15 protein-coding genes are annotated in these 25789 nt (G+C 41.9%); 7 read left to right on the plus strand and 8 right to left on the minus strand.

Features of this window, described 5'->3' with window-relative positions:
• Nucleotides 1-10 precede the first annotated feature (10 nt).
• The 5 genes from ACXAFK_RS03465 to ACXAFK_RS03485 form a co-directional block, all read right to left on the minus strand.
• Nucleotides 11-3250 carry a VCBS repeat-containing protein gene (locus ACXAFK_RS03465; protein WP_474956810.1) on the minus strand — a complete coding sequence of 1080 codons (3240 nt, stop codon included), beginning with the start codon at nt 3248-3250 and terminating at the stop codon, nt 11-13.
• Nucleotides 3243-6590, minus strand: coding sequence for a VCBS repeat-containing protein (locus ACXAFK_RS03470; protein WP_474956811.1), 3348 nt, complete (start codon nt 6588-6590; stop codon nt 3243-3245). Before ACXAFK_RS03470 ends, ACXAFK_RS03465 begins: the two co-directional genes overlap by 8 nt.
• A complete protein-coding gene (locus ACXAFK_RS03475) occupies nt 6587-9883 on the minus strand; it encodes a VCBS repeat-containing protein (RefSeq protein ID WP_474956812.1) in 3297 nt (1098 codons plus the stop codon). Before ACXAFK_RS03475 ends, ACXAFK_RS03470 begins: the two co-directional genes overlap by 4 nt.
• Nucleotides 9884-10055: 172 nt before the next feature.
• A complete protein-coding gene (locus tag ACXAFK_RS03480; RefSeq protein ID WP_474956813.1) occupies nt 10056-11690 on the minus strand; it encodes a RagB/SusD family nutrient uptake outer membrane protein in 1635 nt (544 codons plus the stop codon).
• A gap of 10 nt (nt 11691-11700) precedes the next feature.
• The gene (locus ACXAFK_RS03485; RefSeq protein ID WP_474956814.1) at nt 11701-14784 is read right to left on the minus strand and encodes a SusC/RagA family TonB-linked outer membrane protein; all 3084 of its coding nucleotides are present in this window, start codon (nt 14782-14784) and stop codon (nt 11701-11703) included.
• A gap of 370 nt (nt 14785-15154) precedes the next feature.
• On the opposite strand from ACXAFK_RS03485, the gene ACXAFK_RS03490 reads away from it, so the two are divergent.
• The 4 genes from ACXAFK_RS03490 (at nt 15155) to ACXAFK_RS03505 (ending at nt 20201) form a co-directional block, all read left to right on the plus strand.
• Nucleotides 15155-16174: a LacI family DNA-binding transcriptional regulator gene (locus tag ACXAFK_RS03490; protein ID WP_224836297.1), complete on the plus strand. Its 1020-nt coding sequence runs from the start codon at nt 15155-15157 to the stop codon at nt 16172-16174.
• Nucleotides 16175-16203: 29 nt separating this feature from the next.
• Complete coding sequence (locus ACXAFK_RS03495) at nt 16204-18066, plus strand: alpha-amylase family glycosyl hydrolase (protein ID WP_474956815.1); 1863 nt, start codon at nt 16204-16206, stop codon at nt 18064-18066.
• A 117-nt stretch (nt 18067-18183) separates the two neighbouring features.
• Nucleotides 18184-18936, plus strand: coding sequence for a glycerophosphodiester phosphodiesterase (locus tag ACXAFK_RS03500; protein ID WP_474956816.1), 753 nt, complete (start codon nt 18184-18186; stop codon nt 18934-18936).
• Nucleotides 18936-20201, plus strand: a complete 1266-nt coding sequence (locus ACXAFK_RS03505; protein WP_474956817.1) for a BaiN/RdsA family NAD(P)/FAD-dependent oxidoreductase — start codon at nt 18936-18938, stop codon at nt 20199-20201. Before ACXAFK_RS03500 ends, ACXAFK_RS03505 begins: the two co-directional genes overlap by 1 nt.
• A 4-nt stretch (nt 20202-20205) precedes the next feature.
• Here the strand turns inward: ACXAFK_RS03505 and ACXAFK_RS03510 are convergent, their stop codons facing one another.
• Both ACXAFK_RS03510 and glpK read right to left on the minus strand, forming a co-directional pair.
• Nucleotides 20206-20934, minus strand: a complete 729-nt coding sequence (locus tag ACXAFK_RS03510) for an MIP/aquaporin family protein (RefSeq protein ID WP_474956818.1) — start codon at nt 20932-20934, stop codon at nt 20206-20208.
• A gap of 25 nt (nt 20935-20959) precedes the next feature.
• Nucleotides 20960-22456, minus strand: a complete 1497-nt coding sequence (gene glpK, locus ACXAFK_RS03515) for a glycerol kinase GlpK (RefSeq protein WP_474956819.1) — start codon at nt 22454-22456, stop codon at nt 20960-20962.
• A gap of 59 nt (nt 22457-22515) precedes the next feature.
• Here glpK and ACXAFK_RS03520 point away from each other — a divergent pair, with 59 nt between their 5' ends.
• Nucleotides 22516-23055: a DUF1697 domain-containing protein gene (locus ACXAFK_RS03520; RefSeq protein WP_474956820.1), complete on the plus strand. Its 540-nt coding sequence runs from the start codon at nt 22516-22518 to the stop codon at nt 23053-23055.
• Here ACXAFK_RS03520 and ACXAFK_RS03525 read toward each other — a convergent pair.
• Nucleotides 23052-23528, minus strand: a complete 477-nt coding sequence (locus ACXAFK_RS03525; protein ID WP_224836304.1) for a TspO/MBR family protein — start codon at nt 23526-23528, stop codon at nt 23052-23054. The two genes, ACXAFK_RS03520 and ACXAFK_RS03525, sit on opposite strands and share 4 nt — an antisense overlap.
• A gap of 93 nt (nt 23529-23621) precedes the next feature.
• Between ACXAFK_RS03525 and ACXAFK_RS03530 the strand changes: the two genes are divergently transcribed.
• Nucleotides 23622-24707: a diphosphomevalonate decarboxylase gene (locus ACXAFK_RS03530; RefSeq protein WP_474956821.1), complete on the plus strand. Its 1086-nt coding sequence runs from the start codon at nt 23622-23624 to the stop codon at nt 24705-24707.
• Between the two features lie 142 nt (nt 24708-24849).
• Nucleotides 24850-25788 (plus strand): mevalonate kinase family protein, encoded by a 939-nt coding sequence (locus ACXAFK_RS03535; protein ID WP_252080719.1) that lies wholly within the window; start codon nt 24850-24852, stop codon nt 25786-25788.
• The last annotated feature ends 1 nt before the right edge of the window (nt 25789 follow it).

Consider the following 25789-nt stretch of genomic DNA (forward strand, 5'->3'; position numbering starts at 1 on the left):
GGCCTTTTGCTTATTTGTTGATTTTATAGACTTGTAGTTTATCGTTGTTGAATACTGCCAACAGATATTTTTGGTTGTTTATACTAATAGTTTGAAGGTGTCGAATGGATTTTTTGGTGAAATCCAAGCCCAACTGATTGCCCATTATAATTTCGTTCTCACTTTTTAGTAGGGCACCTGGGAAAGAATCCAGTCTGCCGTGATATGGTTTTACACCAAAATAATTGCCACCGACCAAAACTTCGGATGTGCCGTCACCATCAAAATCGTCTACCAGAAAAGACATTATTGGTGCCACTTGAAGTTGGTTGGCAAAGGGTACAAAAACAAAATTCCCGTCTTCATTTCTCAGATATCCCGATTTTAGCGTGCTCACTTCTAATAGGGCGGCTTCCTCCAATGCTTCCTTGCCAAATATGTCTTCCATGGTTTGCCCGGCAAAAGAAGCATAGGTAGTATATTTCTTTTTAAGAAAGACCATTTGAGATGCCAGTCCATCCAAAGTCTCCAAAGGGTAATAGTTGCCATTTTTTTGCATTGCCGTAACCGTTTCGGTCTGGCCATTCTTGTCAAAATCGTTAAAAAACAATTTCATCGGATACTTGGACGAAGCTTTAAATTTAGAGTTGGTGCCCCAATTGCCAAGCAGATAATCCATATCTCCATCTACATCGATGTCAAATGCTTCAATAGTTTGCCAAAGCCCGGAAAGATTGTCCTGTTTTATTTCTGTGAACGTGCCGTTTTGGTTTTTCAAGAATTTAGGGGACATCCATTCTCCAACAATTATAAGGTCGGTTATGTTGTCTCCGTCGAAGTCACTCCATATGGCATCGGTCACCATTCCTTTGGAATGGGTTTCAAAGGAAGTGTTCACCGTAAAAATGCCGTTTTCATTTTCGAGCAAGTAGGAACTGGCTGGCGCTCCGAATTTCGCTGTAATTGTATGTCCACCTATGAAAACATCCAGATCACCGTCCCCATCGAAATCAAAAGGACGGACAACGGATGAATTTTGATATTTTTCCGGCAAGGTGATCAATGTAAAAACCGTGTCCTTTTTCTGGTAATATGCATCCAACAACGGACTTGCTTTTCCGAAAAAATCCCCACCACCGGAACTTACGATTAAATCGTTCTCACCATCATTGTTAAAATCGGCAATCGCCGCCGAAATATTTTCTTGAATGGAATCTTTCTGGAGATCGGCAAACTTTTGATCTATAAAGGAGGTGTCTTTTTGAATATAAATTTTTGCGGATTTATACTTGGATCCACCTAAGAAAACATCTTGCTTGCCATCGCCGTTAAGATCTCCAATCGCCATGGCCGGGCCCCGATCGGAGATTTGGTAAGGAATCAGCTTTTCCCTATTAAAGTCCGTATAGTTATCTTCCACGTGGTAATAATCCAATCCCAAAGTGTTGGCTACAGGTTCAAATAATTGTTTTACCGGCTTATGCAACGATCTATAGTCGAAAGGTCTGGTGTTTTCTGGTTTGATGGTTATGGTTTGGTTGGCAGGTACATCCGGCAGAACTTGATAGGTTTTGTTCGGCCAAATAATTTTTATGGAGTCGATTTGCTCTTCATTTTTGTAACCAAAATGAATCATGGGCTCCGAAGATGCCTGAAACCCACGGGTCGGGAAAAGTTCTTTGAACTGAAGTCCGTTCTTGGAATAGGAATATACCTTGGTCCCGATTCCAAAAGTATTGTTTTTGGTGTAATCGAACCTTAGTTTTATATAATTGCCCTTGCCGTTGGTTTTATTGATGTAAAGGGAGGCGGGTTGGTTAATGTTGTTCGTTACCAAATCCAGGTCACCATCACCATCAAGGTCTGCGACGGCAGTTGCTCCGGAAATTAAGGTGTCTTTGTTGATCCATTTGTCCGACATGTCGTCGAATAACAGGTCTTTACCTCCTTTGAACACATAATTGTGAACATTTCCCGAAGGCATTAAAGCTAAGGCTTGCTGGTCCACTAACTTGGTATTGTCCATTTTGCCCTGGATCTGTTCACTGGAGACAAACTTGATAAAGTCGAGGTCGTTGGGCCTTTTGGGAATCCCGTTGGAAATAAATACATCCTGCTGGCCATCTAGGTCATAATCACCGAAAAGGGCGCTCCAACTCCAGTCGGTCGCTGCAATGCCGCTCATTAAGGCCGTTTCCATAAAATTGCCGTCGGGTTGGTTAACGAACAACATATTTCTGGTAAACTGGTAATGATACCCGAAGCGTTCTATTCGCATTTTTTGGGTTTGTATATTATCATCCCCTTCGGAGGATTTTAGGGCCACTTCGTCTTCTGGCAACATATCCAAAGAAAGTAAATCCGGCCTACCATCGTTGTTGATATCGGCTACATCGCTCCCCATGGAAAACCTTGAGGTGTGACCAAAGTATTTTTTTAGGCTCTCGGTAAAGGTGCCATCTCCATTGTTGAGGTAATAGTAGTCATCCTCATGAAAATCGTTGCCTACATAAATATCGGGATATCCATCTTGATTAAAGTCAGCAATGGCCAATCCAAGGCCATAACCGTTGATTCCTCCGTAGATTCCTGCTTCTTCGCTTACGTCGGTAAAAGTTCCATTGTCGTTTCGTAAAAGTTTATCGCCTGTTTCGTAACGGCGTTCGTACCTTAGATCAAAACGACCAAAAGAGTTTTGGGTATGTACGGCATGGTTAAGGAGGTAGAGGTCCAGGTCGCCATCCAGGTCATAATCGAAAAAAGCTGCATTAGAACTGTAGGAATCGAAGTCCAGTCCGTATTTGGCCGCACTTTCGGTAAATGTATTGTCCCCATTATTAATGTACAGCTCGTTAAAACCGTTAAATCCATTGATGCCGACCACGGCACATACATAAATGTCCAGAAACCCGTCCCCGTTCACATCGGCCATGGTAGTCCCGGTATTCCAAGAACTGTTGCCTTCTACTCCCGCACTGACGGAAATATCTTCGAACTTAAGGTCGCCCTTGTTCAGGAATAGTTTGTTTTTTACCTGATTTCCAGTAAAGAAAATATCGGGCAGACCGTCGTTGTTTATATCTCCGACGGATACGCCTCCTCCATTATAAAAATAGAGGTAGTCCAAAATGCTCAGGTCGTTGGTAGGGGTCAGGGCATTGGTAAATGTTACCCCGGTTTTTTGTGCCTCCGGGTTGTTAAAAAGGCTGCCCTCTTTTTTGCAAGAACCCAGAACAACCAAAATAAACAATATGGATATAAGCCTATTCATTTACAGCAAAGATCTTAGGTTTGTTGTTGTTTATGGCGGCAATCACATAAATTTTACCGTTTTTACCTTTGAATTGTTTAAGATATTTAACTTCTTCCCTGATTTTAAAACCACTGGTCTCATATTCTTGCCAATCAAAGTTTAGATTTCCGTCCCCCAGCAATAGGTTGCCTTGACTGGCATCCAATCGAGAGAATTGGGGTTTAAATTCGTAGTTGTTCCCTGCCATAATCAAATCTAAATTGCCATCATTGTTGACATCGGTACACATAATATCACAAACACAGGATAGTTGTACCCGCGGAGGCAGCTTTTTTATGGTGAATTTGCCCCCACCTTCGTTAATTGCGATCACAGAGGCTGAAGTTTCCACTCTTTTTACAATCGATTTATCCATGATCTCTTTAGGAAAAAGTTGATGAATGGTCCTTTGTGCATAGTCCGACGCCTTTAGGTTTTGTTTTTTTAGTGAAGGTAGTTGGTCGGTAAGTTCTCTTTTTTGATGAATTGGATAGTCCCCACCATTTTCTTGGATCGTCATAATCTGTTCAATGGTACCATTGTTATCGTAATCGTTGATGTATAATTTCATTGGCGAATACTCGGTTGGTTTGTAATGCAGGTTCAGACCCTGATTGCCCAAAATAAGATCTTGGTCTCCATCTCCATCTAGATCGGCCGTTTCCACGGTGTTCCACCATCCGTACAAACTGTCCAAAGAGGTGGTCATTTTAGTCAATCTTCGACCTGTGTTTTTATAGATTTTCGGGGTGTCCCATTCGGCGGTTACGATTAGGTCTTTTTTGCCATCTCCATCTAGATCTTCCCATTTGGAGTCGGTAACCATTCCGGCATTTTTTAGGTCGTACCCCAAACGTTCCGCAACATTGTTAAAAGTGCCATCTCCCATGTTTTCGAGAAGCAGGTGGTCTGGAGAGATGCCGTATACTCCAACAACACTTCGAGACCCAATAAAAATATCCACATCACCATCGTTGTCGTAATCGTAAGTAGAAATCGTGGAAATATTTTTAAATGTGGAGGGTAGTTCGTTCTTGGATTTTGAAAAATTTCCTTTTCCATCGTTTACATATAGCCGTGCCTTATAAGTGCGTTCCATACTGACTACGTTGCCTCCTGAGCCAACCACTAGGTCGAGGTCTCCATCTCCATCTGCATCAAAAAATGATGCGGCCACATCCTCGAACTCCCGGTCTTCTTCAAAAGCGGTTGCCTTTTTGGCCGTAAGCTTGCCGTTTCCTTGATGAATGTACAAGGTGCCCGGCTGCCCTTTGGCGCCGCCGATATAAAAATCTTCGTTGCCATCGCCATTAACATCGGCAACGGCCAGTGATGGACCTTCTTGGGATACTTTGTGGGAGATCAATCCTTCGTAGTCAAAGTCGTTGTAATTATCTTCCTTGTGTGCCTTGACCGCATCGGAACTTAATTCCTTGAGAAAAGATTTTACAGCTTTATTTTTCGGAAGGCTATAGATTTCCTTTGCATTGGTGTAATCCACGGTCAATACTTGATTTGCTTCCGTATTTTCAAATTTTTGGGTCTGGTTGTCCGGCCAAATAACCCTAATGGAATCCAGAGCTTCGGTCTTTCCAAGACCAAAGGTCATATCGTACTGTACCGAGGACTGAAAGCCTCTGGAAGGAATCAATTCCTGGTTAATTATATTTCCATCAAAATAGATTTTGGCCAAAGTTCCAATGCCAAAGGGGTTATTTTTTGGTCCCTTAAACTTTAGTTGGATGTAGTTATGGGCCAATTGAGAATCGGTATTGTTTTTATAGACAAAGGCCGGAGTGTTTACATTATTTATGACCAGGTCCAAATCCCCATCGTTGTCCAAATCTGCATATGCGGCCCCATTGGAGCGGGAGGGAAGATCAAATCCCCAATCTTTGTTTGCGTTTTTAAAGGTAATGTCCCCATTGTTTTTGTACGCATAGTTGGGCTGCGGTTTTATGGGCATTCTACTTATGATGGAATCAATCGACTCTTTTTTGCCCGTAAGTGCCATTTTTTGAACGATTTCGTTGGCAAAAAAGTCCACAAAGTCCAAATCGGTAAGATCATGATTAATGCCGTTGGTTATAAATATATCTTTGAGGCCATCATTGTCCATATCGAACATAAGACCGGCCCAACTCCAATCCGTGGCATCTACTCCACTGTAGTACGCCACTTCCGAGAACGTGCCGTTTCCGTTGTTCAATTGTAAGGTGTTTTGAATGTATTGTTGTCCAAAATCCTTACTTTTCTTTAAATCAAAAATATTGTACCCTTCAAACTCCATAACGGATTTTACCCGAGACTCTTCCTCTGGTAGCATGTCCGTAATAAAAATATCGTTGAGACCGTCGTTATTAATGTCGGCTACATCGATACCCATTGCGGAAAGGCTTAAATGTGACGTCCAATCTTTGATCTCTTCCGAAAATGTCCCGTTTTTTTGATTAATATAGAGGTAGTCTCTCTCATAAAAGTCGTTGGATACATAAATATCGGGGTACATGTCGCCGTTGAAATCGGTGACCATTACACCAAGGCCAAAACCGATCAAGCTACCGTAGATGCCTGCCTCTTCGCTTACATCTACGAATTTTCCATTATCGTTCCTCAACAACATATCACCAACTCCTTTAAAAATGTCCGGAACACCTTCCCAATCCTGGGCCCTGACTTCGCGTTGCTCGGCATACCCTAAACTACTCACTGGGATATTGCTATTGTTCAAAATATAGGCATCCAAATCACCATCCTTGTCATAATCAAAAAATGAAGCGTGTGTGGTGAAGCCCGTTTTGGCAAGATTGTACTCTTGTGCTTTTTCGGTAAATGTTAGATCCCCATTATTGATGTAGAGATCGTTGTCGTGGTTATTGCCTTCCATATTCCCTGCGTTGCAGACATAAATATCCATTAACCCATCGTTGTTTATGTCCACCATTACCACTCCGGTGGACCAAGGTTTATTGCCCAAAACACCAGCTTTTTCCGAGATGTCCTCAAACTGCATGTTGCCCTTGTTCAGGTAAAGTCTGTTGGACACCATGTTGCCGGTTAGGTAAATATCTTGTAGGCCATCGTTGTTTATGTCCCCAATGGCCACACCTCCACCATTATAAAAATTCCGATACTTGAAAATATTGAAGTTCTTCTGGTTTTCTACTTTGTTGATAAAGGAGATACCTGTTTCCTCGGGTTCCAAAAGAGTAAATAAGGTTTCTATCTTTTGTTCTTCTTGGGGACTGTCATTCTTTTTGTTGTTACAAGATACCAGACCCAATATAAATATAATCGCAGTTGTATATTTTAGTTTCATCTATCGCTATTTTTGACCAAAAAAATGGGAGCTTCATTGTTCATCGTAATGATGAATCCAGTGTTTCCGTTTCTATTAATTCTTTTAATTTTTCTGGCAGCACCGGAAATGCCCAGACTTTGCTTCCAGGTTATATTGCCCTGCTCATTGTTCGTCAATAAAAACCCGTGCGAAGCATCCAATCTACCAAGTTGGGTGCTTATCTCAAAATTATTGCCGACCATTAATATTTCATTAATCTTTTCTTTATTGTTTTTTGCCAAGTGGATATCGTTCACGGAGGAAGATTGGACCAGTTGTGGCAGGGGCTTCAACGTAAAGCTGTTGTTGCCATCATTTTCAAAATAGGAAGTACCCAGCATGTACACCTGTCTTTTTGTGGCTTGCTGTAACTTTTCTTCACCGAACAGCTCTTCCAAAGAGGCCTTTGCAAAATCTTTATAGAAAAGGAATTTTTTGTTTAAAAATGGCATTTGTTTGGAGAGTTCGTCCTTGGATGCAAAAGCTGTTTCTCGATCACCATGGTAATATGTTACCACGGTTTCTATGGAGCCGTTGTTATCAAAATCGTTTATGTACAGTGTGATCGGTTTGCTGACCGATGCCGAAAATTTGGTGTTCAATCCCCAATTACCGGCAAGGATGTCCAAATCACCATCATTGTCCATATCGCCGAGTTCAATGCAGTTCCACCAACCGTTCGTATGGGCAAGGCCGTTATTTGCTTGGGGCAAAAGTTGCTTGCCGTTGTTCAGGTATATGCTTATCGGAATCCAGTGACCTGCCACAATAAGGTCTGGGAAGCCGTTTTTGTCGATGTCCTTCCAGACAAAATCTTTTATGTTGCCCAAAGATGACAAGTTGGGTGCAAACTCGGGGGTGATATTCCTAAAATTGCCTTTGCCGTCATTTTCCAAAAGAAATTGATTGCTTTTTGCACCAAATTTTGTCGGTACTGCATTTGAGGCGATGAAAAGGTCTAGATCCCCATCGTAATCAAAGTCCACAGCTTCTATTTTAGATGCATTTATTTCAATTTCATTGAATGTGTTATCCTCTTTGGAGAATTGGCCCTTTATGTTCCGGTACAACCTTGGTTGAAGTGGCTTGCCATTGGTAAATTCGTTGCCTCCGCTAACAACGATCAGGTCTAGGTCTCCGTCAGCATCAATGTCGGCAAATACCTGGTCAGTGTCCTCGTTTATGGCATCCGATTCAAATAGTTCTGGTTGATATTCTTGGAATGCCCCGGTTTGATTCTGTAGGTATAATTTTGATGCTTGTTTTTTTCCCCCACATATAAAAAGATCTTCCAAACCATCGTTATTTATGTCGGCCACCGCCGTGGACGGACCTTCGTTGGAGTAGGCAAAGGGTGTGAGCGGGTTCCGGTCAAAATCCAGACTAGGGTATTCTTTGTGCTTAAAATTTAGTTGAGTGGGAGAGGATATATAATCCGATGTGCCCTTGGTTTCTGTATTTTTATAATAGTTGCCTGATGCATTGGCATACGAAACCGTCAGCACTTGGTTGGCATCGACTTTGTACAATGTTTGGAACTTGCCTTGGGGCCATACAATTTGAATGGAATCGATTATTGTATCGTTTCCGATACCAAAATTTAGGCTATTGTCCTTTGCGGACATAAATCCGCGAGTGGCAATATTTTCTTGAACGGATATCCTATTTTTGTTGTGCAAAATTACTTTTGCACCAATACCGAAGGTATTTTTGTTGCTCCCCTTAAATTTGATTTTAAGATAGTTCCCGTTTTTCAGGGTGTTTTCCATCACAAAGGCTTCTTGGTTAACGTTGTTTACGATAATTTCCAAGTCACCATCGTTATCCAAATCTGCATACACACATCCGTTACTGTAAGAGGGTGAGGGAGGACTCCAAAGTTCGGTTACATTTTTAAAATTGGCGCTTCCTCCATTTTTAAAAAAATAGTTTTGAACCTTCTTTTTGGGCAAACGGTCTATAAGTTTCATGTCCTTGTCGGACAGGCCTTTTTCTATATTCTGTTGGATCTCTTTATTGGATATGTAACTTATATAATCCATATCGTTGGTTACGCCCTGTATGCCGTTGGATATGAAAAGGTCTTTATGTCCGTCGTTATCATAATCCGCAAATAGGGCTCCCCAAGACCATTCTGTGGCATCTATGCCACTTAAATTGGCTATTTCCCCGAAATTTTCACCATCCAGATTCAAATGAAGTGTATTCTGCATAAACTGTGGTGCAAATCCATTTTTTAAATATTGTTGATAAACTGGGTAGGGATGTTCCAATCCAGATGTTTTGTAGGTTTCCAGGTCCTCGGGCAACATGTCCAAGGAGAGGATATCGGCAAGTCCATCGTTGTTCACATCGGCAATGTCATTTCCCATGGAAAAGTGGGTGGTATGCCCCAGTTTTGTATTGTCTGCAGAAATAATTTCTTTAAACGTGCCGTTTTTTTGATTGATGTAGAGATAATCGTTCTCAAAAAAATCGTTACCGATATAAATATCCGGAAAACCATCATTGTTGATATCGCTTACTGCAAGTCCCAGGCCATAACCTATGGTGCCTTGAAAAATCCCCGCTTCTTTTGATACGTTCACAAATTTGCCATCATCATTTCTAAACAATACATCCCCGGACATGGAATCCACAATTTTACGTTTATTGCCTTTGCCGTAGGATCGATTGGGGTTTACGGAATGATTCATTAAGTACATGTCCAGATCACCATCTAGATCATAATCGAAAAATGCCGCCTGTGTGGAGTACCCTATAAAGTTCAATCCATATTCCTTGGATTTCTCTTTAAAGGTTGGAATGCCATTTTCGTTATTTCCTTGATTTATGAAGAGTAAGTTTTGACCTCGGATAATCCCGTGATCGCCCACCTTGCAAATGTAAAGGTCCAAAAGGCCGTCGTTGTTGATGTCTGCATGGGTTACCCCTGTGGTCCATCCGGTCTCATTGCGGAGATTGGATTCTTGGGTGACATCTTTAAAAGCAAGGTTGCCTTGATTTAAGTATAATTTGTCCTGGCCTTGATTAGAGGTGAAGTAAAGATCGACCAGACCGTCTCCGTTAAAATCGCCGGCAGCTACACCTGCGCCATTGTAAAAATAAAGGTAGTTCAATATGTTGAGGTCCGGAGTCTGTGTAAGGGTATTGGTGAACTGTATTCCTGTATGGCTCGATTTTTTTAGTAAAAAAAGAATGTTGTCCTTATCTCTACCACAACTTAACACGGTAAGTACAACGCCTATAATGATATAGAATGGTCCTTTCATTTCTTTTCGGTAGCAAAGGGGTAAATTAACTAATTCATGGCCAAGAAACAGCACGCTATCGATTAATCTTTTTCTAAAGAAGGATTAATAATTGATTAATAGTAGCACTAAAAAAGAAAAGACCACCGAGCGGTGGTCTTTCCATTTATAAAACAGCTTAAACTTTGGATTGTTAGTACCCTGGATTCTGAACCAAATTTGGGTTTAGAATAAGTTGTGCTGACGGAATTGGGAACAACTGACGGTTAGTGTCTCCCACTGCTCCAGCTTCTTTAAATTCCCAGTCCTTAGTGTATTGTCCAAAACGAATTAAATCGTTTCTTCTCCATCCTTCGGTGTACAGTTCACGTGCTCTTTCGTCCAAAAGGTCTTGTTCTGTAACCGAACCAAGTGGAGCTGCACCTCTAACTGTTCTTAATTCATTCACCATAGAAGTTGGGTCTCCACCGCTTCTTAACATGGCCTCAGCCTTCATCAAATAGGCATCGGAATATCTAAAGAAGATTATGTGGTTGGCAAATTCTCCGTCTCTCGGGTTGTATTTGATCACACGTATACCGGTTACCTCATTGTTGTCCACAAGACTTGGTTGTCCATTAACTGCACTAACAAACTCTCTTGTGAAAGAAAGTGGCTCACCGCCTCTGTCCTCTAGAGCGGCACCATTTGGTCCGTACTGTTGGCCCACTAGGAAACCAAAACCTACATTGGACCCATCAACAATACCGTCGTCATTTTCGTCTTTACCGTAAGTCCCGTCGAAGGCAATACCGCCTTCTACCGGCACAAAACCTCTACGCTCTTCTTGACCATCTAGTAAGGTTCCATCATTGTTACCTCTGTTGTTGTCGGCATCACCCTCGAATAAATCATAAAATTCGGCGAGTGTACTAAAACCGTTCCAACCACCACCACCTAACTCGGTTGAGTTGTAGTGCAATGTGTTGAAAATTCTAGTGCCTGCAGATGTTTGTGCGTACCAGATAGTTTCGGTATCTCCACCGGGAATGAAAATATCAAAGTAGTCAGAAGCCAATTCATATCCGTCCGACTCGATAGCATCCACTAATGAAATAACTTCGGTCATGTCTGCCGAAGCAGCTGAACCGGAACCATTGTAAATGTGTCTGTTTAAAAGAACTTTGGCCTTAAGGAATCTAGCGGCTGATTTGGTTGCCCTGAAATTATCGTCGCCTGCAGAGGAAGCTGGAAGGTTAGAAATTGCAGTGTCCAGATCGCTCAAAATAAATGTGATGGCATCTTCCCCGGTAAATACGTCCGGATCGGCCAATGGATCAGCAGCTTCTGTGTCTCTATAAGGTACTTGTCCGAAATTGTCCAAAATTATGAACATGGACAAGGCTCTTAGGAAAGAAGCGTGTCCGATGGATTCGGTAGATGAGGCAGATCTTGAATCCAATACTTCACTTGCCTGTAATTGAAGACCGTTCCATTCGTTCCATACGCCTAAAATATAGGAGTGTTCCGGAGTCCAAGAATGCTGGTGCATTTGTCTCCATATACCATTATCCCCCCAGTCGGAACCTCTAGTGGGTACCAAAAGGGCATCTGTGGTAACTTCGTTCAATGCATATAAGTTGGCTTGTGTGCCAAAATACCCGTATGCATCGTTGTACATTGCGGTAATTTGACTTGAAGCCGCTTCAGCGGTTTGTATGCCTGTAAACCCATCGTCTAGTAGCGAGTCCGTTGGCTCTACCTCCAAATCCGTACAGGAAGCTAGCAGAATACCTACGCACAAGCTGAGCGAGAAATATCTGTTTGTTTGTTTAATAAAATTTTTCATTGCTTTTTTTTTAAAATTTAGCGTTGATACCCAATGTTACAGTTCTTGGTCTCGGGAATGCAGTGTAATCTATACTGGCACTCGGGATACCTGTTCCAAGGTCACCTGTGGTGGATGATACCTCTGGGTCTAGACCGCTATAGTCTGTAATCAAGAACAAGTTTTGTCCTGTAAGTGAAAGTCTCAAACTTTTAATGGCTCCTTGTCCGCTAAGCGGCACATTGTAACCAACACTTGCGTTCTGCAATCTAACAAAATCGCCATCCTCTAAGTATAATGTAGAAACTTCTTGGCTAATGTTAGTGTCCAATCCTCTTTGATCAACATTTCTTGTTGTTTCAAAAGTTGGTCTGTTCAAAAAGGCATTAGCCGTGTTGTTGTATACGGAGAAACCGAACTGACCAGTAAAGTAAGCGGATGCATCCCAATTCTTTACCCTTAGATTTAAGGAAAGACCGGCGTTCACATCTGGAAGGCCGTCTTCTCCAACAAAATCTTTCTCGTCTGGGTTAAAGTTTGGATTACCGTTGCTATCTTCTGAATACTCAGCCATGTAGAAAGAAAAAAGAGATCTACCTTCTCCTAATCTTTGGGCAAAAGCGTCTGTTAGTCCAGGCCCGTTCAATGCTCCAAAGTTGGCGGTAACACCATTTAACCCTTCAACTTTGTTTTTGTTGTAAGCAATGTTAAAGGAGGAGGAGAATGTAATATCCTCTGTTTGCACAAAATCATAGTTCAAGGCGACTTCAACCCCTTGGTTGATAATTGTGCCATCTTCCAAATTTTTGAAAACAAATGGGTCTGCAGCAGGAGCAGCGGCACCCTGTCTAAACAATAGATCATTGGTTTCTTTTCGATAAAAATCAATGGATCCACTGAAACGATCTAGGTTGAATCCAAAATCAAGACCTATGTTCATATCCAAGGTGGACTCCCATTTTAAATCTGGGTTTTGAACGGCTACGGTTTGTGCACCTGGTCTTAAGATTTCACCACTATCACTAATACTCGGTTCGGAGAAACGAACTCTTCTTAGGAAGTTCGCATATCCCAATCCTTCTTGGTTACCGGTAACACCGGCACCAATTCTTAACTTAAGTGTTGAGATATTGTCACCTATAAAATCTTCTTCATTAATTTTCCAAGCAAAAGCACCGGAAGGGAAGTATCCGTACCTGTTATCTTCACTAAACCTTGAGGAACCGTCTGCTCTTACTGTTGCTGTGAACAAAAATTTATCGTTCAATGTGTAGTTTGCTCTGGCAAAGAAAGATTGAAGTTCATCAGTATTATCAAAGGTATCGACCCAAACTGAGGTGTATCCGCCGGAAGAAATTCCCAATGATGCAGTATCCTCGAAAGGATTAATGCTGTTTACAAAATTTCCATTTGGGGCGTACCCAGCTTGCTGGTATGGTCCGTTGATGCTTGATCTTATGTTGTTTACGTCTTCGATCAGCAACTCTCCCATTTCATTTAAGTCGGAAGTTGGAGCTTGCCATCCCTGTGAGTTAAAACCTTCTCTTTGGAAATCTTGGAAAGAGTAACCTACAATTACATCCAATGATGAATTATCAAAAGTCTTTTTATAATTCAGCGTCGCTTCTAAAAGTTTACTGGTCGCATTCAACGTGTTGTATGCAGTTTGTCCATTACCTGTAACCCGGTTAAAGTTGTTTGCGTCCCCGGAAATAGAAGAAATAGACTCCGCATCCGAATCATCATAACCAACGCTTACCTTACCGGTCAATTCCGGAGTAAAATCGTACTCAGCTGAAAAGTTGACCAGCGCTCTGTCTGTATGCGTAACCGACTGGAAGTTGGCAAGATAGTTTGCTGGATTCAATTGATTTCCTTCCAAAAAGAAATTTGGATTAGCTGGCCAAGTTGGGTTCGCAGAGTATGCTGCACCGATCAAGTTACCACTTGCTCCAGAAGTACCACTAACTGGTGGTGCATCATCGTTTACTCGCGAAATGGATGCTTGCAATGTAAGTCGTAATTTGTCTTCAAGAAAACGGTGACTTGCATTGATTCTACCGGTAATACGTTCTTGTGCTGATTTTTCTATTACACCAAATTGTTTTCCGTAAGAGAACGTACCCCTAATGTTACCACTTCCATAATTTCTGGAATATGAAAGGTTTTGGTTTTGGGAAGCAACAGATCTGGTAATATAATCTTGCCAATTGGTATTGTATCCAAAATCATTTGCATCAGCAATTGCTTGACTTCTTACTGAAGCAGTCTTTGATAAAAATTCATCCCTGTCAAAAAGATCATAGCTGTTGGCTGGCGTGGAAATACTTAAATTGGAGCTAAATTCAAAAACACCGCCTTGTCCAGATTTACCACTTTTGGTGGTAATGATAACTACCCCGTTCGCTCCTCTGGATCCATAAATGGCCGTTGCGGAAGCATCTTTAAGTATGGACATACTTTCGATATCGTTGGGGTTAATAAAGTTCAATGGGTTTCTTGTTGCATTACTACCGTTGATCACATCACCTCCTGAAGGAGTAGTGGATTCACCTGATAATGGCACGCCATCCACAACAAAGAGTGGATTGTTGTTGGAACGGATAGAATTGGAACCCCTAATTCTTAGGTTCATTCCGGCGCCGGGCTCACCACTGGCCTGTGTAATCTGTACACCGGCGGTTTTACCCTGGATTAACTGTTCCGGGGATGCAATAACACCACCGTTAAAATCCTCCGAGGTTACGGCGGCAACTGAACCGGTCGCATCTTTTACCGTTGTTTGTCCATAACCAATAATTACAACCTCGTCCAACGCTTGTGCGTCTTCTTCCAAGGTTACATTAATGGTAGATTGTCCATTCACCGCAATTTCTGCGGTCTTGTAACCAATGTAGCTGAAAACCAAAGTGGCGGTATCCTCTACGTTGTTTAGGGTGAAGTTACCGTCAAAATCGGTCTGCGTACCATTGGTAGTACCTTTTACCAATACGCTCGCCCCTGGTAACGGCCCGTTCGCATCCGAAACGGTACCTGATACTGTCTGAGCCTTTGCCAAACCGAAGCATAAAAATGCCCCAAGCAGCAAAAAGCTTTTTAGTAGCGTAATCTTCATAGATAATTAATTTTAAGTTTAGTTAATTTAATTCAAGTGTTAAACATATATAAAAAAAAGGTTAATGTAAATTTAACTATATTGTAATTTATCACGAAAACGGTTTCGTGTTGATAACTTTAGGAAATGTTGAATTCACAGAAATGGATATAGTGGTTTGAGTATATCTTAATTTTGTGAGCTGTGGTTAAGAATGTAGTAAGATTTACACTAATATAGTAAATTATATGCTTTTGCCAATTTTGGCCGCTAAGCCTTAATAGGATTTTATAACATGTTCGATGTAAAAAAGGTGATTTTCTTACGTCGTACAGCATCTTAATTAAGTATTTTTAGGGTTACGGAAATTGCAATCTAAATACAAGTATAGTTGAAGTCAAAGATTACCTTAAAGGATATTGCAAGGGAGCTGGAGGTTTCCATATCTACAGTTTCCAAAGCACTCAAGAACAGCGAAGAGATCAGTAGGGACACCAAAGAGAAAGTACAGGCTTTTGCCAAACTTTATAACTACAAGCCCAACAATATAGCCATTAGCTTAAAGAATAAGCGCACCAAGAATATAGGCGTGGTGATTCCGGATATAGTGCATCATTTTTTTACTACCGTTATCCGAGGTATCGAGAAATATGCCAATGCCAGAGGATATAATGTAATTGTTTGTCTTTCCGAAGAATCTTTTGATAAAGAAGTCATCAATATGGAAATGTTGGCCAATGGAAGTATAGATGGTTTTATTATGTCACTATCTTCCGAAACACAATCTAAGGGCGATTACAATCACTTAAAAGAGGTTACTGACCAAGGCATACCTGTTGTTCTTTTTGATAGGATCACCAACGAAATCGACTGTGACAAGGTAATTATCGATGACGAACTCGGAGCCTATCGTGCAACTCAAAAATTCATTGACCAAGGAAAAAACAAGATTGCCCTGATCACCACCGACGATTACCTAAGTGTAAGCAAGGCAAGAACAAAGGGATACCTAAAAGCGCTTCAGGAAAGCAATTTGGGCGTTGATGAATCGCTGATCTTAAAACTTCCATCCATGGAGATGGACGAGCAGGCCATCAAAACCTTTTTGAACGAGGTGAACCCTGATGCCGTTCTGTGCGTAAACGAAATTTTTGCGGTCTACAGCATGCGATTGGTCCAAGAAAAAGGATTAAAAATTCCCGAGGATATCGCTTTTATCGGCTTTACCGACGGCGTGCTGTCCAAATATGCCAATCCAAGTCTATCCGTGGTGGCCCAACACGGGGAAAAGATGGGCGAGGTCTCTGCAGAAATGCTTATCGATAAAGTAGAGAGCGAAGCGGAGGAAGAAAGCTATACGACCAAAATATTGGAGCCCACCTTGGTGATCAGAGATTCCATAGAACATTAATTCTACAAAGAAATATTTCTGTTTAGAACATGAGAACAATAAAAGGCCTAATCTTGATCTTGGCCATTGCGGCATTAAAATCGTGCAAAGAAAAACCAAAGCCAGCTCCGCAACCTATGAAAAAGAAAGAAGTAGTTTACCAAGTATTTACCCGTCTTTTTGGAAACACCAACACTACCAATACACCATGGGGTACCATAGAGGAAAACGGTGTGGGCAAGTTTGCCGATTTCTCCGAAAAAGCCTTGACCGAAATAAAAGCTCTCGGCGTTACCCATATTTGGTATACCGGAGTGCCCCATCATGCAGTGATCAATGATTATACAGAATACGGCATTTCCAATGATGACCCCGATGTGGTAAAAGGTAGGGCCGGTTCCCCATACGCAGTTAAGGATTATTACAATGTTGATCCGGATTTGGCCATCGACCCATCAAAAAGATTGGAGGAATTTAAGGCACTTGTGGATCGTACGCACAACGCAGGTATGAAGGTCATTATCGATATCGTACCCAATCACGTAGCAAGAAATTATGAAGGAAAGACCAATCCGGACGGAGTCGAGGATTTTGGAAGCTCCGATGATACATCAAAAGAATATGCGGTAAACAATAATTTTTATTACATCCCCGGAGAAGCGTTTAAAGTACCTGATTGGCAAGAAGGATACCTGCCACTTGGTGGTGAAGATAACAATTTGGCCGACTCCAAGTTTGAAGAAAATCCCGCTAAATGGACAGGTAACGGCTCCAGACTGGCACAACCACACTACAACGATTGGTACGAAACGGTAAAAATAAACTATGGGGTACGCCCCGACGGTACAAAAGATTTTGATGAACTGCCAGAGTCGTTCCAAGAGAAAGATTATAAAGAACATTATGAGTTTTGGAAGGACAAAACACTCCCGGATTCTTGGGGCAAGTTCAAAGACATTGCCCAATATTGGTTGGATTTTGGAGTAGACGGGTTCAGGTTTGATATGGCCGAAATGGTACCCGTGGAGTTTTGGAGCTACCTTAACTCCAATATTAAGATGAAGAACCCCGATGCCTTTCTGTTGGCAGAAGTCTATAATCCAGCCCTTTACCGAGATTATATCCACAAAGGAAAAATGGATTATTTGTATGATAAGGTCGAGCTCTACGATAGTATAAAACATATAATGAAGGGGTATGGTTGGACAGATCACATCCCCGTAGTGCAGAAAGGCATGGCGGATATTGAGCACCACATGCTACATTTTTTGGAAAACCACGATGAGCAGCGTATCGCAAGTCCCGATTTTGCAGGAAATGCACAATTGGGAAAGCCGGCCATGGTAGTGTCGGCAACGATCAGTACCTCTCCAACGATGATCTATTTTGGACAAGAAGTAGGTGAGCCCGGGGCAGAAGATGCTGGGTTTGGTGACCCGACCCGGACTTCGATTTTTGATTATGTCGGGGTGCCACATCACCAAAGGTGGGTCAACAATAAAAAGTTCGATGGAGGGCAACTTACCAAAGAAGAAAGGGAACTTAGGGATTTTTACAAACGCCTGTTAAATTTTACCATATCCAGTGAGGCGTTGATGGGCGAGTACCAGGAAATTCATTTTTACAACAAAGATCATACGGAGGATTATGATCACAGAGTACTATCGTTCGTTAGATGGACATCCAATGAAAAATTAATAGTACTTTCCAATTTTGATGCCCTAAAAAACTATTCTTTAAATCTAAAAGTACCGGAAGATGTAATCACAAAATGGGAGCTAACAGATGGTGATTACCCGTTGTCCGAGGTCTTATATGGAGAAGTTTCCCCAAAACTTTCCGTAATAAATGGGCAAGGACAAATCCAATTGGATTTGGCTCCGCTACAATCTTATATTTTTAAATTAAAGTAATAGGACCGATCAAGTTGGCCCTATTTTTTAATTTTAGGTTAAGTTGGGTTTCTGCAAGGGGTAAGAAGAGTGTTTTTTAATTACAAATTGTATTTTTAACCCTATAACCAAACCATCATGAAAAAAAACTTACTTATTGCACTTGGAGCCATTTGGCTTTTAACGAGTTGTGAAATGACAAAATCAAAACCATTGGTAATTGGACATCGAGGAGCCATGGGGCACGAGACCGAGAACACATTGGCATCGGTACAAAAAGCTTTGGATCTGGGAGTGGATATGATCGAGATTGATGTATTCAAGATCCAAAGTGGCGAGATTGTGGTTTTCCATGATAAAAAGGTGGACCGGCTTGCCAACGCCGGCGGAAACATCGAGGAATATAATATGTTTCAATTGCGACAACTTGTATTGGACGGTGGGCATAAGATTCCCATGCTCCAAGAGGTGCTGAAGCTCATAGACAACAAGGTAGTACTAAATATTGAGCTAAAAGGTGCGGGAACTACGGATAAGGTTAATCAAGCCATCAACTTTTATGTAAAAGAAAAAGGATGGAATATCGACAACTTTATTATTTCCAGCTTTAAATGGGACGAGCTCCAAGCCATGAGAGCGATCAACAAGGATGTTAAAATTGCCGTATTGACCTCCGAAGATCCGTTGCAAGCGTTGGAAGTGGCCAAAGAGTTGGATGCCGTGGCCATTAACCCAAATTATAAAACCCTTACACAAAACAATACTGCTAAAATCCAATCAGAAGGATTAAAAGTATATACCTGGACGGTCAACGAACCCGAAGACATTCAAAGAATGACAGAATTTGGGGTCGATGGTATTATCACCAATTATCCAGAACGTGTGAATTAATGTTCGACCTTATTATAGTAGGTGGTGGAGCGGCAGGTTTCTATGCGGCAATTCAAGTGGCAGAACGTGCTCCCGATCTGAAAATAGCCATTTTTGAAAGGGGCAAGACTGTTCTTTCCAAAGTAAAGATCTCAGGCGGTGGACGTTGTAACGTTACCCACGGGGAGTTTGTGCCCAAAGATTTGGCGGCCAACTATCCTCGGGGGGAGAAAGAGCTTTTGGGACCATTCCATGCCTATGCCCCAATGGACGTAATGGCTTTTTTTGAAGAACGGGGCGTACCATTGAAAGTGGAAGAGGACGGACGCGTTTTTCCAAAGAGCGATTCCTCCCAAAGTATTATTGATTGTTTGGTAGGAGAGGCGGACCGATTGGGTGTCACAGTCTTAAGAAACAGTTCCGTAAAAGATATAAATAAAACAGAAGAGGGGTGGCAGGTGACCACGATGAACAAGCACTATCAATCCAAAAAACTATTGTTGGCCACTGGCAGTAATCCGAAAATATGGAAGCTTCTGGAAAAATTAGGACATCAGGTCGTACCCCCCGTCCCTTCACTTTTTACCTTTAATGTTTCCGATAATAGAATTAAAGGTATTCAAGGTTTGAGTACATACGCCTCGGTCGAGGTTTTGGCCAAAAAGGTATTCCATACGGATAAAAAATCGCTCAATCTTAAAAGTAAGCTAGATCAAAATACTTTTCTCTATGCAGAAGGCCCCGTTCTCATAACTCATTGGGGATTAAGTGGACCGGCAATTTTAAAATTGTCGGCTTGGGGAGCAAATATTCTTAACGATTATAATTATTCTTTTAGAATATTGGTGAATTGGTTGCCGGAATACACCACCGAATCCATGGAAGCCAGCCTAAGGGAAATAAAGGAGATGGAGGCAAAAAAAACCGTGATGCGGACCAATGTCACCGGACTGCCAAAACGATTATGGAAACGATTGGTTGAAGCTGCACAAATCGGGCCGGAGAAACGTTGGGGAGATATTTCGAAGATGGAGCTTCGGGCGTTGGCAGAACAATTGACGGCTTCATCATTTAAGGTAGAGGGGAAAAGTACGTTTAAAGAAGAATTTGTGACCGCTGGAGGTGTGGATTTAAAAGAAATCAATTTTAAAACTTTTGAAAGCAAGTTGCATCCCGATCTTTACTTTGCAGGTGAGATTATAAACGTAGATGCCATTACGGGAGGATTTAATTTCCAAAATGCATGGACCGGTGCCTATATTGCAGCACAGGCCATAACTTCCTAGGGGCTCACTGTAAAAGTATAGCGGCCCAGGCGGCTAAAACTGCTCCTGCAATGGGACCGATCACAGGAATCCAACTATAACCCCAGTTATTCCCGCTTTTATTCTGCAATGGCAATAGCGCATGTACAATCCGTGGGCCTAGATCTCTGGCAGGATTAATGGCGTAACCCGTTGTTCCCCCTAAAGAAAGGCCTATGCCCCAAACAATTAAGGATACAGGTAGGGCCCCTAAAGAACCAAGGCCAATAATGGTATTATCCGTGGTCAGCATGGCATCGGTAAAAAAAAGTACAGAGAAAACGAGCACAAAAGTGCCCAAGAACTCTGAAAAAAGATTAATTAACGTATTGGGTATGGCAGGGGCAGTACAAAACACGGCTCTTTTAGTATCACCATCGCTAGTGGCACTAAAGTGATCTTTGTTTACTAGCCAAACACAAAAGGCCGCCAACATGGCTCCAATAAATTGTGCTAAAATATATACTGGAACTTCGTTCCACGGAAATTTTCCGGCCACGGCCAACCCAATACTGACAGCTGGATTGATGTGGGCACCGCTGTACGGCCCAGCCACTACTACTCCGGTGTAAACGGCAATCGCCCAACCTGTAGTGATCACAATCCAACCAGATCCATTTCCATAAGTTTTTTGAAGCGAAACGTTCGCAACTACACCGCACCCGAGGACCATTAACAAAAAAGTGCCTATAATTTCAGCTATAAAGGGAGTCATATCAATGTAATATTAGTGTTTATGGTTATGGAAGTTCCGTCCAAAATTCAAGTGCCTTTATTGCTTTGTACCATTCTTGTATGCCCTGTTCTATGGTTTCCCGTTCGTTGGTCGGTTCAAAGTGTACATCGGTTTGCCAGATTTCCTGGATCTCTTGGTGGTTTTCCCAATAACCAACGGCAAGACCTGCCAAATATGCCGCTCCCATTACTGTGGTTTCAACAATTTTTGGTCGAACGGTGATGGTATTCAGAACATCGGCCTGAAATTGCATCAGCATATCGTTGACGGTTGCACCGCCATCAACACGTAACTCTTTAATGGAAATTCCCGAATCTGCTTCCATGGCCTTAAGAATATCCATGGTCTGGTACGCAATGGACTTTAAGGCTGCCCGGGCAATATGGGCATCGGTGGTGCCCCGAGTAATACCGAATAGGGTTCCTTGGGCTTTCTGGTTCCAGTGGGGAGCGCCCAAACCTGCAAAGGCTGGAACAAATACAACTCCTTCGGTACTGTTGACCGAGCTGGCTAGTTTTTCTACCTCTTCGGAGGATTTAATGATATTTAGGCTGTCGCGTAACCATTGTACCACCGCACCGGCTATAAAAACACTGCCCTCTAGGGCATAAGTGGTTTCACCATTAATTTTCCAGGCTACCGTGGTAAGTAGATTGTTCTCGGATACAATGGGTTTGTCACCAATGTTCATCAACATAAAGCAACCTGTGCCGTAAGTGTTTTTTACCATGCCCTGCTTTGTACACATTTGACCGAACAATGCGGCTTGTTGGTCACCAGCAATGCCGGCTATCGGTATTTTGGTGGCAAAAATATTGGGACTGGTATTTCCATAAACCTCGCTGGATTGTTTTATGTTGGGCAGCATACTTTGGGGAATGCCCATCAGTTCCAGTAATTCATTGTCCCAGTCCATGGTATTTATATTAAAAAGCATGGTGCGGGAGGCATTGGTCACATCGGTAATGTGCAGGGCTCCGTCCGACATTTTCCAAATAAGCCAAGTGTCAATGGTACCCATGATCAAATTGCCATTGTCCGCTTTTTGTCGTGCGCCTTCTACATTGTCCAAGATCCATTTCACCTTGGTTCCGGAAAAATAGGAATCGATAACCAATCCGGTTTTTTTTCGGATGATATCGGATTTGCCCTCTTTTTTTAGTTCATCGCAATAATCGGCAGTCCTTTTATCTTGCCAAACAATGGCATTGTACACGGGCTCACCGGTGTTTTTGTCCCATACGACCACGGTTTCCCGTTGGTTGGTGATTCCTATGGCGGCCAATTGGGTGGATTTAAGTCCTTTTTTGCTCACGGCCTCGGCAGCTACTCCTGCTTGAGTGGACCAGATTTCACTGGGGTCGTGTTCCACCCATCCTGGTCTGGGAAATATTTGAGTGAATTCTTTTTGGGCCATGGACACAATTGTACCTTTTTTATCGAACACCACGGCACGTGAGCTTGTGGTCCCTTGATCCAAAGCAAGGATGTATTGGTTCATTTTGTTAATTTAATGCGCTTGAATTTACTAAAATTAATTCGGGTGCAGAATCAATCACTATGGGGAATACATACATTGGCTTACTTCGGGGTATAAACGTAAGCGGCCAAAAAAAGATTAAAATGGCCGAATTGAGGCGAGTTTTAGAGGAAATCGGTCTTCAAAACGTAAAAACATATATTCAAAGTGGGAATATTGTTTTTGAGGGTGGCAACATAGAACAAAACGATTTACAGCGATATATTTTTGATGCTATTTATCAAAATTTTGGTTTTGAGGTGCCGGTATTACTGTTCAATAAGGATGAAATAGAGCATGTTTTGAACAAAAGTCCATTTATGGACACCGATGGAGAGAACAGACTCTATTATGTTTGGCTAAGAACTTCGCCTGAACATGATTTGGTAGAACAATTTAATCAACATCATTTTAAGCATGAAGATTATTTTGTTACCGATAAATGTGTGTATTTACTCTGTAAAAATGGATATGGCAGGGCAAAACTCAACAATAACTACATCGAGAACAAACTAAAAGTGGAGGCTACGACCCGAAACCGAAAAACGATGCTGAAACTATTGGAAATGATAGATTCCTAAGCGTTGAGTTCCCAGATTTTGTAGTTGAGGGCAGAGGCAAAAGCGACCCAGATTACGTAGGGTACCATTAAAATTGCGGCAGGTTTGCTTATCACCTTGAACCATTTAATGGTAAGAAGGATCATGGTCAACAGGGCCAAAATTACAATTAGTCCGCCAAGAGGATTTTTAAGTCCAAAGAAAACTATGCTCCAAAGTGCGTTTAACAACAACTGAAAAACAAAGTGGTACAAGGCCGTTTTTACCCAAATGTGATGATATCCTTTGGACCACACTATTCCAGCTGCAGTGCCCATCATAACATATAAAGCGGTCCAGACCGGGGCAAAAAGCTCGTTGGGCGGCGTAAAAGAGGGCTTGTTCAGTGTAAGGTACCAGTCGTTCACGGAACTTTGGGTGGCAATGCTGGACAAAAAACCTATGACAAGGCAGACCAAAACACTAATGGCGATGTAAATAATTCTTTTTTTCATGGCTGGCTCAACTTCGACTAAATTAAGAATTTATTTGTATCCTAATTACTGTAAATTTGGCGCTCCTTATATTTGTTGAAATATCCATTGCCAATGACGGAAAAACAATTTTTGCCCGGTACGTATTTGGAATTGCCCGAAAATGGCAAGGTGACCTGGAAAGCACCCAGCAATATTGCCTTGGTAAAATATTGGGGCAAAAAACCGGTACAGATTCCCGCCAATCCGTCCATAAGTTTTACTTTGGATACCTGTGCCACCACCACATCGGTATCGTATGGATCAAAGAAGAACAATGGGGGCATATCCTTTGATCTATTGTTCGAGGGCAAGGCAAAAGAAGATTTTAAACCCAAAATCCATACTTTTTTTGAGCGTATTCGGGAGTATGTTCCGTTTTTGGATAAGTACCACTTTACCATTGATACCACCAATTCCTTTCCCCATAGCAGCGGAATTGCATCTTCGGCAAGTGGAATGGCCGCTTTGTCCATGTGTTTAATGGATATAGAGAAAACACTGAACCCCGCTATGTCGGATGAGCTGTTCCATGCCAAGGCATCTTATTTGGCCCGATTGGGATCGGGCAGCGCATGCCGGAGCATAAAAGGCAGTATGGTGCAATGGGGCGCCCACAAGAACATTCCCAACAGTTCCAATTTGTACGGAATCGAGTATCCGTTCGAAATTAATCCGGTTTTTAATGGTTTTTGTGATACGATTTTATTGGTCCACAAAGGACAAAAACAGGTGAGCAGCACCGTCGGCCATCAATTAATGCACGGTCACCCGTATGCCACGAATCGTTTTGAACAGGCCTTTGCCAATTTGGATACGTTAAAACCAATTTTGGCAAGTGGGGATTTGGAAGGATTCATCAAGCTAGTGGAAAGTGAGGCTTTGACCCTGCATGCCATGATGATGACCAGTATGCCCTACTTTATTTTAATGAAACCGGACACTTTGGAAATCATCAACAAAGTTTGGGAGTTCAGGCTTGATACCAAAATACCGCTATGTTTTACGCTTGATGCAGGGGCCAATGTTCATTTGCTCTACCCGGCATCAGAAAAGGAAAAGGTACAAAAGTTTATCAAAGATAACTTGGCGGACCATTGCGAGAACGGACAGTACATTAACGATGTGGTGGGGTCGGGGGCCATCAAAATAAACAGCTAAAAATGAACAGCTAAGCTGTTTTTTTACGTTATTTGCCAAAGTTTTTTACCAATCGGGAATGCTATTTTTAACGATAGAATTTATTTGTTCATCAAATTTTATCAAAAATTAAACAAAATTGTTTGTATCTTAGTACTGTAATATGAAAGGTCCATTGTTTTATTCCAAGATATTGTTGTTTGGAGAGTACGGTATTATCAAAGACTCCAAAGGATTGTCCATACCTTATAATTTCTTTAAGGGGGCATTAAAGTGGGACAAGAACAATTCGGAAATGGCCCAAGAATCCAACAAAAGTCTAAAAGCTTACGCGGCGTACCTAAAAGCGCTGGAAATTAAGGAAGAAGGCTTAGTCTCTTTTGATATCGAAGCTTTGGAAAGGGATGTGGCCGAGGGTATGTATTTTGATAGTTCCATTCCGCAAGGTTATGGAATTGGGAGCAGTGGCGCTTTGGTGGCTGCCATTTACGACCGTTACGCTACGGACAAGATTACGGTTTTGGAAAACCTGACGCGCGAAAAGTTACTACAGTTGAAAACGATTTTCGGAAAAATGGAATCTTTTTTCCATGGTAAATCTTCCGGATTGGATCCATTGAACAGTTATTTAAGTCTGCCTATTTTAATCAATTCCAAGGATAATATCGAATCTACCAGTATACCCTCCCAAAATACCGAGGGCAAAGGAGCTGTTTTCTTGTTGGATAGTGGCATTACTGGCGAAACCGCCCCGATGGTGCAGATATTCATGGAAAATATGAAGCAGGAAGGATTCCGCAATATGATCAAGGATCAGTTTATTAAACATACCGATGCTTGTGTGGAGGATTTCCTGAATGGCAACATAAAATCCTTATTTGGTAATCTAAAGCAGCTATCCAACGTGGTTTTTGACAACTTTAAGCCGATGATTCCTTCCAAGTTCCATCAGCTTTGGCAAAAAGGAATCGAGACCAACGATTATTACCTAAAACTGTGCGGATCCGGAGGAGGAGGTTATATATTGGGCTTTACCCAAGACCTCGATAAGGCAAGAAAAGCTTTAAAGGGACATACTTTGGAAGTGGTTTACAACTTCTAAA

Source organism: Flagellimonas sp. ABD4_174, assembly GCF_056160185.1.

Bases quoted from the DNA above. Each gene is read 5' to 3' on its own strand.
- ACXAFK_RS03530 (WP_474956821.1), top strand. From the start codon at position 23,622: ATGACGGAAAAACAATTTTTGCCCGGTACGTATTTGGAATTGCCCGAA.
- ACXAFK_RS03480 (WP_474956813.1), bottom strand. From the start codon at position 11,690: ATGAAAAATTTTATTAAACAAACAAACAGATATTTCTCGCTCAGCTTG.
- ACXAFK_RS03510 (WP_474956818.1), bottom strand. From the start codon at position 20,934: ATGACTCCCTTTATAGCTGAAATTATAGGCACTTTTTTGTTAATGGTC.
- ACXAFK_RS03505 (WP_474956817.1), top strand. From the start codon at position 18,936: ATGTTCGACCTTATTATAGTAGGTGGTGGAGCGGCAGGTTTCTATGCG.
- ACXAFK_RS03500 (WP_474956816.1), top strand. From the start codon at position 18,184: ATGAAAAAAAACTTACTTATTGCACTTGGAGCCATTTGGCTTTTAACG.
- ACXAFK_RS03520 (WP_474956820.1), top strand. From the start codon at position 22,516: ATGGGGAATACATACATTGGCTTACTTCGGGGTATAAACGTAAGCGGC.
- ACXAFK_RS03470 (WP_474956811.1), bottom strand. From the start codon at position 6,590: ATGAAACTAAAATATACAACTGCGATTATATTTATATTGGGTCTGGTA.
- ACXAFK_RS03525 (WP_224836304.1), bottom strand. From the start codon at position 23,528: ATGAAAAAAAGAATTATTTACATCGCCATTAGTGTTTTGGTCTGCCTT.
- ACXAFK_RS03485 (WP_474956814.1), bottom strand. From the start codon at position 14,784: ATGAAGATTACGCTACTAAAAAGCTTTTTGCTGCTTGGGGCATTTTTA.
- ACXAFK_RS03495 (WP_474956815.1), top strand. From the start codon at position 16,204: ATGAGAACAATAAAAGGCCTAATCTTGATCTTGGCCATTGCGGCATTA.
- ACXAFK_RS03475 (WP_474956812.1), bottom strand. From the start codon at position 9,883: ATGAAAGGACCATTCTATATCATTATAGGCGTTGTACTTACCGTGTTA.
- ACXAFK_RS03535 (WP_252080719.1), top strand. From the start codon at position 24,850: ATGAAAGGTCCATTGTTTTATTCCAAGATATTGTTGTTTGGAGAGTAC.
- ACXAFK_RS03465 (WP_474956810.1), bottom strand. From the start codon at position 3,250: ATGAATAGGCTTATATCCATATTGTTTATTTTGGTTGTTCTGGGTTCT.
- glpK (WP_474956819.1), bottom strand. From the start codon at position 22,456: ATGAACCAATACATCCTTGCTTTGGATCAAGGGACCACAAGCTCACGT.